This window comes from Frateuria hangzhouensis (assembly GCF_026410505.1).
Classification (GTDB): Bacteria; Pseudomonadota; Gammaproteobacteria; order Xanthomonadales; family Rhodanobacteraceae; genus Frateuria_A; species Frateuria_A hangzhouensis.
This window is the reverse complement of the sequence record NZ_JAPMIU010000008.1, coordinates 176,240-186,501: the sequence shown is the minus strand read 5'-3', so window position 1 is coordinate 186,501 and position 10,262 is coordinate 176,240. Positions and strand designations below refer to the sequence as shown.

8 protein-coding genes and 1 pseudogene are annotated in these 10,262 nt (G+C 61.8%); 2 read left to right on the top strand and 7 right to left on the bottom strand.

Features of this window, described 5'->3' with window-relative positions; genetic code table 11:
• Nucleotides 1-84: 84 nt before the first annotated feature.
• From OSC30_RS10855 to OSC30_RS10825, 7 genes and pseudogenes are all read right to left on the bottom strand, one after another.
• Nucleotides 85-2,277 (bottom strand): type ISP restriction/modification enzyme, encoded by a 2,193-nt coding sequence (locus tag OSC30_RS10855; protein ID WP_425474743.1) that lies wholly within the window; start codon nucleotides 2,275-2,277, stop codon nucleotides 85-87.
• Between the two features lie 440 nt (nucleotides 2,278-2,717).
• Nucleotides 2,718-4,463, bottom strand: a pseudogene (locus OSC30_RS10850) (restriction endonuclease); the annotation flags it as partial.
• 322 nt (nucleotides 4,464-4,785) lie between these two features.
• Nucleotides 4,786-5,676 carry a recombination directionality factor gene (locus tag OSC30_RS10845; protein WP_267171860.1) on the bottom strand — a complete coding sequence of 297 codons (891 nt, stop codon included), beginning with the start codon at nucleotides 5,674-5,676 and terminating at the stop codon, nucleotides 4,786-4,788.
• A complete protein-coding gene (locus tag OSC30_RS10840; protein ID WP_267171859.1) occupies nucleotides 5,670-6,668 on the bottom strand; it encodes a YqaJ viral recombinase family nuclease in 999 nt (332 codons plus the stop codon). The genes OSC30_RS10845 and OSC30_RS10840 overlap by 7 nt, the downstream gene beginning before the upstream one ends.
• 105 nt (nucleotides 6,669-6,773) lie before the next feature.
• Nucleotides 6,774-7,247, bottom strand: coding sequence for a JAB domain-containing protein (locus OSC30_RS10835; RefSeq protein WP_267171858.1), 474 nt, complete (start codon nucleotides 7,245-7,247; stop codon nucleotides 6,774-6,776).
• A gap of 35 nt (nucleotides 7,248-7,282) precedes the next feature.
• Nucleotides 7,283-8,239 (bottom strand): DUF932 domain-containing protein, encoded by a 957-nt coding sequence (locus tag OSC30_RS10830; protein WP_267171857.1) that lies wholly within the window; start codon nucleotides 8,237-8,239, stop codon nucleotides 7,283-7,285.
• Between the two features lie 431 nt (nucleotides 8,240-8,670).
• Nucleotides 8,671-9,096, bottom strand: a complete 426-nt coding sequence (locus OSC30_RS10825) for a DUF305 domain-containing protein (RefSeq protein ID WP_267171856.1) — start codon at nucleotides 9,094-9,096, stop codon at nucleotides 8,671-8,673.
• Between the two features lie 272 nt (nucleotides 9,097-9,368).
• Here OSC30_RS10825 and OSC30_RS10820 point away from each other — a divergent pair, with 272 nt between their 5' ends.
• Together OSC30_RS10820 and OSC30_RS10815 are read left to right on the top strand one after the other, a co-directional pair.
• Entirely contained in the window at nucleotides 9,369-9,713 is a 345-nt protein-coding gene (locus tag OSC30_RS10820) for a hypothetical protein (protein WP_267171855.1), read from the top strand.
• Between the two features lie 61 nt (nucleotides 9,714-9,774).
• Nucleotides 9,775-10,176, top strand: coding sequence for a hypothetical protein (locus OSC30_RS10815; RefSeq protein WP_267171854.1), 402 nt, complete (start codon nucleotides 9,775-9,777; stop codon nucleotides 10,174-10,176).
• The last annotated feature ends 86 nt before the right edge of the window (nucleotides 10,177-10,262 follow it).

Sequence of the window (10,262 nt, the reverse complement as noted above, 5' to 3'; positions counted from 1 at the left end):
GTGGACCAAAGAGGTCAACTGCGGAGCGAATAAGGCGGCATTCCGCCGTCAAAATGAGCGTTTTTCGCTTTGACGGGACCAATGTCACGCGTGAGTGGTTGCGCGGCGATTGATCAGACCATCCCTAGGGTACGCCTGTTGAAAATGTAATAGCCCGACATCACTAATCGCATCACGTCGTTTTATTGGACCGCAGCCTTGGTCGGCAAACAGTTTCTCCGTGCCGACCTCATTTTTCTCTGCGCTATCGTAAAGATACAGCGGAAAGCACTGCGCGCCGCCGTCAGGAAGTAAGCAAGGAATGTGGTCGATCATCAGCGCAAAATGGCCGTCACCGCGCCAATTGCCCTTCGTCATGATAGCCAAATTTCTTGCCTTTACATTTGGAAAAATGCGCGGCATCTGAAGCACCCTCTCATTGAAGGCGGAGTTGAAGTACATCCATTGCTTCGAAAAAGGGCGGTACAAACTTGGCGTCAAGCTTTCTGCGTCAAAAGAGAATGTCCGCCCCCTGATCAGATCCTGCTTCAAGTTGACTGTCCAACTAATGCGCTCAGGATTGGTATCGATGAAAGCATCCACGCCACGCTCTCGGGCTTTTCGATCAAGGCCCTGATGGAAGTGATTGAAGCGCACCAACTCGTCGTTGTAGCTGTCGATCATGCGGCGCATATTTAGAGCCAGCATGTCTCTACTTGCGTTATAAGCCCAGGCATCGCGATTCGTGACTACGCCCATCGAAAAGCTCTCAAACACTTTTGGCGAGTTGCCTCGCTTATCACCTAGAACTATGAATTTCTCGAAACCATCCTGCCGCTGCCGAAGCCAGTCACCGTGCGCATCGGGGACAATGGTTCGCCAATCAGTGATTCCTTCTACGCTTGCATAGCGAGCAATCTTTTCTAGCTTTTGCTCGCGGGTCAGGTAGTCGCCGATGTCGTGATAATTGATCAGCCCATGCTTGGCAGCCTGCGGGTTCTTCACTAGCAAAGTAATAGCAATCGGCGCACGGCTGCCGCTTCCGAAAATCTTGCCTCCCTCCCTGCGCGAAAGCTCACCGGACGTACGCTGGTTGCCTCGAAGGTGAAAGACATGGATATTTGAAAATTCTTCGGCTAAACACTTGCGTAGACCATCTGCAGATGTGGTCTCAAGAAAGCCGGCATTAGTGACAAAGCCAACTATGCCCGCATCGCCAATGCGGTCCGTGGCCCACCGAATGGCGCGGATATAACTGTCATACAGCCCTCGAGATAATGCGGCACGAGATTGAGCCGCGTACGACTGTTCGATTCGCCGATCTAAAAGGGGGTATTTGATATTCTGATTATTATCATTCTGGCTGCCTTGGCCAATGGAATACGGTGGATTGCCTACAATCACCCGGATGTCTAGTTTTTTCTGCCGCTTGCGCCGCGCGCTGTTATCGACCAGCAAGGCATCCACCAGGTCATCCTTTTCGTACATCTGGAACGTGTCGGTGAGGCAGATGCCTTCGAACGGCTCATACTCGCCACCCACCACGCCGTGGTAGACCGCCTCGATATTGATGGCGGCGATGTAGTAGGCCAGCAGCACGATCTCGTTGGCGTGGATTTCGTGGCGGTACTTGTGCGGCAGCTGCTCGGGGGTGATCAGGCCGCTTTGCAATAGGCGGGTGATGAACGTGCCGGTACCGGTGAAGGGGTCCAGGATGTGCACGCCCTTGCTGCCCAGCGTCTGGCCGAACTCGGTTTGCAGCAGGTGGGCAACGCTGTGCAGAATGAAGTCCACCACTTCGACCGGGGTGTAGACGATGCCCAGCCGCTCGGTCATGCGGGGGAAGGCATTGCGAAAGAACTTGTTGTACAGCTCCACCACGATCTTTTGCTTTCCAGCGGCGTTGTCTATCCCCTCGGCGCGCTGGCGCACGCTGGCGTAGAAGCGCTCCAACGTGTCGGCCTCCTTGCCCAGGCGGTGCTCTTGCAGGGCGTCCAGCACGCCTTGCATGGCTTGGCTCATGGGGTTGTGCTGGGCGAAGCTGTAGTCGGCGAACAGGGCATCGAACACCGGCTTGGTGATCAGGTGCTGGGCCAGCATCTCGATGATTTCACCGTCGCTGATGCTATCGTTGAGGTCGTCGCGCAGTTCCTCGGCGAAGGCCTCGAACGCCTTGCGCTCCTTGGTGTGGCCGCGGTCCTCAATGATCGCGGTGATGCGGTCGATGTGGGTCCGCGCGATCTTGGCGATGTCGTTGGCCCAGTCTTCCCAGTGGTGCCGGTTACCGCACTTCTGCACCACCTTGGCGTAGATGGCGCGCTCGATTTCGCCGATCTCAAAGGGGAGCGGCGCGGTGCCCTTCTCGCCGTACTGCGGCGCGGCCTCGCCGATGCCGACTGCCCGCGACCGGCCTTGCCGTTGCTGGTGCCAGCCCTGGCGTGCGCCGGCTTGCGCTGCACCTTGTCGGTGATGGCGATGACCTCCATCTTGCGCGGGTCTTTGCCGATCAGGTCCAGCTTGTTGACCATCGCATCGAAGCGGTCGTCGTGCGAGCGCAGGGCCTGCAGCACTTGCCACACCACGGCATAGGTCTTGTTGTCGTTCAAAGCGTCGTGCGGCTCCACGCCGGCCGGGATGACCACCGGCAGGATCACATAGCCGCGTTTCTTGCCCTCGGCCTTGCGCATGACGCGGCCGACGGACTGCACCACGTCCACCTGTGAGTTGCGGGGGGTGAGAAACAGCACGGCGTCGAGCGCGGGCACGTCCACGCCTTCGGACAGACAGCGCACGTTGGACAGCACACGGCAGGTGGCCTCGGGGGCGTCGGCCTTGAGCCAGTCCAGTTTGGCCTCTTTCTCGCTGGCGTTCATGCCGCCGTCGACGTGCTCGGCTTCGCAGGTGAGGCGCGCGGCCGGCTCGATGTCCTCGGCTTCCTGATAGGCCTCGACCACGGCCTGAAACATGTTGGCGATGTTCTTGGAGCTGACCTTGTGGGTCTTGGCACCCTTGGATACCTCGATCACCTGACAGAAGGCCACGGCCTTGCGCATGGGACCGTCGTCGCCCACCAGGTCGTCGGTCATACCCTGCTTGGCCAGCGCCTTCCAGCAGCCGACGATCTTGGAGGCGTCGTCCACCTTGAGCTGGTTGTCTTCGCTGGCCAGCAGCTTCTGCAGGCGGCGGTTGACGTGGCTTTCTTCCACGGCCAGCACGATGACTTTGTAGTCCACCAGGAGGTCGCGCTCGACGGCTTCGGAAAAGGTAATCAGGTAGAGCTGTTTGCCGTACAGCGCCTCGTCGTCCATGGAACACAGTTCCACCCCATCGCGGTCGGCCGTGGCCTTGGCGCTGTCCGCGTAGATGCGGGGCGTGGCGGTCATGTACAGGCGCTTGGCCGCGTGGATGTAGTACGTGTCGTGTACGCGTACGAAGGCGCTTTCGTCCTCGTCGGCAAAGGTGACGCCGGTGGTGCGGTGGGCCTCGTCGCACACGATCAGGTCGAAGTTGGCCAGGCCGTAGTCGTGCTGGGCCTGGCTGATGACGTCGATGGAGTGGTAGGTGGAGAACACCACGCTCATGTGCTGAGCGTCATGGCGCTTGGCCATTTCCGCGGCCAGGCGCGCCGGCTCGGTGGTGGCCGGGTAGCGCAGCTCGTGGGTGAAGGTCTGGACCGCGTCGTCTTCCTTCTTGCGCTTCTTGCCCACGTCGCTATCGGAACACACGGCGAAGCTGTGCAGGGGGATGGCGCTTTCCTGCGTCCACTCGGTGAGGGTCTGCGACAGCAGCGACAGGCTAGGCACCAGGAACAGCACGCGCCCGCCCTTGCCGGCGACGGCCTCAGCCACCTTCAGGCTGGTGAAGGTCTTGCCGGTGCCGCAGGCCATGATCATCTTGCCGCGGTCGGCCTTGGCCAGGCCTTCTCGCACGGCCTTCAGGGCGCTCTCTTGATGCTCCTTCAGCGTCTTCTTCGGCTTAAGCGCAGGCGGGGCCTTGGGCTGATACCTGGCCCAGTCGATCTGGCTGTTTTCCAGGTCGTGCAGGTCGATTTTGCTGACCGGCGGTTGCTGGTCGCGCAGCGCTTCTTCGGCGTGCTCACTCCAGTGGTTAGTGGTGCAGACGATCACCCGATGAGCGAATGGCTTCTTGCCGGAGGCGGTAAAAAAGCTGTCGATGTCCTTTTTTTGCAGCTTGTAGCTCGGATCGTAGAGCTTGCACTGGATGGCGTGGATTTCGCCGGTGCCGGCCGTCTGGGCCACCAGGTCGATGCCGGTGTCGCGGGCGTCCAGGCCCTGGGCCTTGGCCCAGTCGGCATAGCTCCATACCTGGCTGTAGAGGTCGCGGTAGCTGGCCTCGTTGCGCAGGTAGGTAAGGATCAACTCCTCGAAATACGTGCCTTTCTCCCGCTCGGTGACAGCGGCCTGGCGGTAGGTATCCAAAAGTTGGGCGAGAGCGGTCACGAGTGCTTTCCTGATGCGGGCCATGTGAGGGGCATCAGCAGCTACTGCTTCCGCAATCACCGAGGCGCTCGGATGCGACAGCGACGACTCCCCCTACCCCGTCGATTCTAGGGGCGGGCGGTGCATCCGGCGAGGGTCTCCGTAGCGGTGCAGCAGCCGAGCGGTTGTGCCGGAAGACCATTGCAAAAAAATAGAGCGTCGCACAGGCATGAGGGGGCCGAAGCCCCCTCCCCCTCAATCCCCGCAAGTACCTCGCCCATGCGCGCGGGTGAGGTACACGCCCAGACCGAACAGAGCAAAGCCGTAGACCGCCAAGCCACCAATCACCTTCAGCATCGTCCACTCCCTAGTTAGCTGCCGCCTGCTTCACTTTCGCGTCCAGACGCCCACGCAAGTCCCCCGTCGCCGGTTGCGCCGATGGGCTTCCTCCGGCTTCCGCTGGAAAAAACTCTTCCACCACGGCCGACCCGTCTTCTTCGAGCTCCTCGAACGCCCCATTGGCGAAGCCCTTGCGGGCAGCGCCGTCCAGCGCGTCCTGGTCGAAGCCCGCAGCTCCACGATGTTCAGCCAATGCCCTCGCCTCACCGATTGCCTGGTCGAGGGTCAGCCCTGTGCGGACCACCACGTCGACGTAGTAGATCGGCGTGCCGTAGCTCATCGCCGTGGACTTGCCGCGCAACTTGAGTTCCAGCGGCATGCAGGCCAACAGCCCGCCCGACACCGCCTGGAAATACTCTAGGCGAGCCGCGAGGGTGCGGATGGTGTTAAACGAGGTGGTTCGAAGCACGAAGCTGCCGAGCGCATCGCTTTGATCATCCCCAACCAGCACATGCAGTCGGGCGTAAGCCTTGCACTCGCCCTGGGCGAAGGCGCAGCTGTCCGCCCCGGGGCAAGGCAGTTGCTCGATCGCGTCCTTGCCACGCCGACGACACGTTTCGCCATTGCCCACGCATACCGGCCGCCCCTTGCTGCGATCGAAGAGCGAATAGTCCGCCCGCAAGTTGAGCGCAGGGTCGTTAAAAAGCATGCGCACCGGCATGGACCGCAGCTTGCCGCCGGAAGCCTTGCGTAGCTCGTCATCAAGCGGGTGCAGTACCCACCCGTCGCGGTTCTGCACCTGGGTGGTCAAGGTGAACTGGTCATCCTTTTCCGGCAGGCGTTTGCCGTTGCGCTCCACCACGCGACCGATGGATATCCGCCCGATCACAGGCGGGGTAATCGCCAGACCTTTCAGCATGGTCCTGTCCTCTTTGAACTGTCAGTGGCGGGGGCAAGCACGAATCGACGCGATCCGGGGCGGGTCACGGTGTATTGGGCCGCGATCGCCGGGTGCTCCGCGGCCAGCCGTTTCAGATCGACGATGGTGCCTTCCTTGGCGCGCTTGAATGTCGCTTCGCCGCGAGCAAAATGCGCCTTGCTGGCGTCCCCCATCGCGGCCTGGATCGTCTGCTTGAGCTGCTCGGCTCGGCCTTCCTTTGCTTCGAGCTCCACCTTGAGCTCCACCAAGGTGTCGAAAGCGGTATTCAGTGCGGCATCCTCGGAGAAATCGAGGCTCGTGTCGTTTCCCGGGTACAGCTGACGCAGGGCCTGGCCGGCCGAGGCACTTCCATCTGCCGGCGGTGGCGTATCCGATTCCACGTACTCCCAGAATCGCGTCTCCAGGATGATCAGGCGGGCGATGAGGTCGTTGTCCCGCTCGATACGATGCACCGCCAGATGCTGGCCACAGAGCAGCACGGCTACATCCGCGGCCTGCTTGCCGGTCACGGCGAGCTGGTGTTGCACCTGCAGCTGCACGTACTCCGGCACGCCATCCCTCCACAGCCGCGCGCCGAACTCGCCGGCGGTCTTGCACTCGAGGATCTGTACGTCCGGATGGCCAACAACCTCCCGGTCCAGGTTCGCGAGCATGAAAGGGAAGGTGGGGTGCTGCAGCACGGCATTGACCTTGCGCACCTTGTGCTGGGTCTTCCTCTGATACGCCAGCGCGACGTAGGGCTCCAGAAGCGTGCCCCAGTAGCGTGGGTCTTCCATGTCATTGGGGTCGTCCTCCTCCGCTCGGTCTCGTCCCGTCTTTTCCATCCATAGCGCCAAGGGGCTCTTGTAGGGGTTGAGTCCCACGGCTGCCGCCGCATCGGAACTGCCGATGCCACCACGGCGCACTTCCAGCCACTGCTGCCGGTCGAGCGTACGCGTGTCGACCAGCCGTAATGCCGCTTGCTTCTTCATGTGATCTCCCAAAAAGGAACGCCCGGCCTGACGGCCGGGCGTTATGTGGTTTGCCTTGCTAGATATCCGGTGAGTCGTCGCGCTGGGTGGCTTGGTGTTTCAGACCTACATCAGGCCCCGGATCGCCATCGACACCGCTTGCTCCGCGGTAACCACGAAGTGGTCGAGCACCCGCACATCGACCAGCGTCAGCGCTTCCCTCAAGCGCATGGTGAGGGCCCGATCCGCCGGCGACGGTTCCGCATGCCCGCTGGGGTGGTTATGGGCCAGCAGTACCGCGGCCGCGTTCAGAGCCAGCGCACGCTGGATCACGATGCGAGGGTGTACCTCCGTGGTCTGGATCGAACCCGAGAACAGGCGCTCGGCGGAGATCAACCGATGCTGGGAGTCCAGGAACGCAACTTCAAAGTGCTCCCGGACTTCGTTGCCCAGCCTCAGCCGAAAGAAATGCCCGCAGGTCTGCGGGTCGCTCAGCAACTCGCCGACCGTGGAGGCCCGGCTCTCCAGGATGCGCAGCGCCCGCTCGATCGCCCAGTCCTCGCTGGCCTGGCTCGGGCGATCGGCGACCGCCTCCTTCATGGGCACGCGCATCCGCGGGGTTGAGAGCGCGCGCATCAGGCCACCAGCTTCATCAGTTCGTCCCACGCCCGTTGCTTGATCTGGGCACCCTGCCCGAACCAGGCGGCCTCGCGACGATGGTCGTCGGTCCGCGCACGGCGATGGAAGTCGACGAACTCGGTCACGCTGTTGAGCACGCCCCAGGCCGTTCCACGACTGGAGGCCATCAAGGCGCCCCGCCCGCCGCCCTCGTACAACGCCCGCACGTTGGCAACCGCCTGCTCGTTCACCACGCCGGTCTTACTGTCCTGCCCCGGGTAAGTCAGGACGCGGCGCAGCAGTGCTTCGACCGAGTCCGGGTCCACGGGCCGCTCGACCAGGGCCTTCATGCGGGCGACGAAGCCATCCCACGACGACACGGTGATACCCAGCTGCCGCTTGACCGCTTCGGGATCGAACTGGCTGCGGTGGGGCACCTTGATGGCCCCGCTGGAGTGGCCAAGCGCGATCTGCAAAGTGTTATTGCAGACCACCCGCACGCTGGTGAACTGTGCCGTGGTCGCCAGCGTGCCGTCGCACGCCGTCGCGAGCAGCAGATAGCCATCCACCCGGTCGCGGCCCTTCAGCGACACGCTTTGACCGGTGCGCGCCAGAGCCCAGAACTTGCGGCCTTCACGCAGGACACCAGCGGTCTCCAGTTCAAAGCCGCTTACCTCGGTGAGATCGCGGTAGAACTCCAGCACTTCCTCCGGTTGCACCACTTGAAAGCGTTTGCTCACCACCGCAAGCGGGGCGTGGGTATCCGACCGATACAACACCTTCTGTTCGGGAAATGCGTGGATTGCGCCCAGGTGGCTGCTACCGGTCACGTAACGGACCTCGGACGCCTCGATGCGCCAGTCCATGCCGGCCTGCTTCTTCCAGACGTCGACCGGCTGCTGCGGTGCCAGCTTGTTGCCCAAGCCATGCCAGGGCTTCTCCCCGGCGTAGGCGATTGTCTCGACCAGATGCATGTTTTTGCCTCCTTTGAGGGCATAGAAACGCCAAAGGCCCGGTTAGCCCGGGCCTTTGGCGCATCTGCCTTTGGTGGTTAGATCAGGGTGTCTTTGTCAGGCAACCGTTGCAGCGGACAAAGCCCAGCAGCAAGGCAGCCGTCACGACGAGAACGCAGGTGAGCGCGTCAGTTTTTTGCGGGATCATCATTCTTCCCAGACGAGCGCATCAGAGCGGATGCGCCGCACGCGAGACCAGCACTTCTCGGTCTCTTTCGTGTGATATGTGTCTGAAATTTTTTGGCTTCGAAAACATGCATCGAGCACTGACCATTTCCAAGCGCAAACTCTACTTTCGAGCGCACGCGTCACCGGTCGCGACCCAATTCGCGCTCACCAGGACCGATCTCTACTTCACTTCCTGCGAGCTTCAGCATAGGAATAGCCTATAGTTACTTGGCGTGGTCCAGTTCTTTGATCAGCGCCTTCATCTCGCCAATCTCGCGGCGTTGCGAGGCAATGATCTCGTCCGCCAGCTTGCGCACGCGCGGATCGGAAATGTGGGCGCGCTCGCTGGTCATGATCGCGATCGAGTGATGCGGAATCATCGCCTTCATATACGACACGTCACCCACGGTGGCCTGGCTGCGGACCAGGTACAGCGCGCCAGCGAACACCACGACCGCGATGATGGCGATCACCAGGTTAGCCGCGCGGTTTGTGTACATGCCGAGCATGAAAGCCAACATGATCAGCGCCATGGTGGCGCCCATCACCACTGCCATCCATGCCATGGTCTGACTCCAGTACGCATGGTCGAGTTCGACAATGTCGAAGTACATAAGGATGAACATCGCCACCGTCGACACGGCGACCATGGCTGCAAATCTTCCGTAGCTCCCTTTCATCGGTGGCTTCTCGCAGATCGAATGAATCTCCAACCATAATCAGCCAGGCCGTGCGAGTAGCGTGAGGGGCGCATGGGATGGGCAGAAGAGGTTCCAAGAGAGGAATCGCCGGTTGGATTTATCAATCCAACGCCGTTCTTGCGGCTCCCCGCTCATGCGCAAGCGGCCTCCGCCGCGACATTTCAAACCATCTACACAGCGTGGAGCGCAGGCTCGCGCCATTCTCTACACCGGAGGCAGTCATGCAGATCGCACGCAAACCGTTCGCATCCGTACTCGGTGCCACGCTCTTCGTGCTGGCGGGAAGTGGCGTGGCCCTCGCACAAGACACCACGCCAACCGACAGTGCCCACGCCAGCGATACCATGGGCGCCACGCACAGCGGCCGCGACATAAGTGGCATGCACAAGAACATGATGGGCATGGATGCCATGCCGGCTACCGTCGGCTCGGTGGACAAGCAGACGGGCGTGGTGGACGTCAACGCCGAAGGCATGATGCTCAAGGTGCACTTCCCGGCATCCGCCGTGGCTAACCTCAAGGCCGGCGACAAGATCACCCTGCACATGGGTTACAGCAAGCCCTAGGCCCTCATGGACCTTCCTCCAGGGTTGAGAGGAGGCAGGTCCGGCGGGTACGCTCCAGGCCATGACCGCCTCGCTTCGCCCCTTTGCCCGCTCCCGTGGCCTGTTCGCCGTGGGCCTGCTGGCATGGCTGATGTTGGTCGTCACCTCGCTGGCCGCCGCGCCGCTGGGCATGGGGAGCGCGTATGCGCATTCCGTGCATGAAGCGACCGCGGCGGTCGGTGAACCATTGCATCACGGTTTGAGCCACGTGCCTTCGCACGATTGCTGCGAGCAGCATGATGGCTGCTGCGGGCATGCCACCGCCCACGTCTGCGGTTGTGTCGGCATGTGCGCCAGCGCCTTGGCGCCGATGCCAGCCAGTCTGCTCACCGCATCGGCGGTAAGCGCAGGCTATGGGCATCCGACGCGCATCCATGCTCCTACGCTCCCTGCCGCACCGCCTTTGCGGCCTCCGTCCGTCTGACTCTCCTCGTTTGATTTCCTGGCGATAGCGGGCACTTCGCTCGCTGTCGCGGTCGGCGTCGCATGGCGATGCCCACGCATCTTTGG

Coding starts and splice junctions, on each gene's coding strand:
- OSC30_RS10845 (WP_267171860.1), bottom strand. CDS start 5,676: ATGCTGAAAGGTCTGGCGATTACCCCGCCTGTGATCGGGCGGATATCC.
- OSC30_RS10840 (WP_267171859.1), bottom strand. CDS start 6,668: ATGAAGAAGCAAGCGGCATTACGGCTGGTCGACACGCGTACGCTCGAC.
- OSC30_RS10835 (WP_267171858.1), bottom strand. CDS start 7,247: ATGAAGGAGGCGGTCGCCGATCGCCCGAGCCAGGCCAGCGAGGACTGG.
- OSC30_RS10830 (WP_267171857.1), bottom strand. CDS start 8,239: ATGCATCTGGTCGAGACAATCGCCTACGCCGGGGAGAAGCCCTGGCAT.
- OSC30_RS10825 (WP_267171856.1), bottom strand. CDS start 9,096: ATGGTCGCCGTGTCGACGGTGGCGATGTTCATCCTTATGTACTTCGAC.
- OSC30_RS10820 (WP_267171855.1), top strand. CDS start 9,369: ATGCAGATCGCACGCAAACCGTTCGCATCCGTACTCGGTGCCACGCTC.
- OSC30_RS10815 (WP_267171854.1), top strand. CDS start 9,775: ATGACCGCCTCGCTTCGCCCCTTTGCCCGCTCCCGTGGCCTGTTCGCC.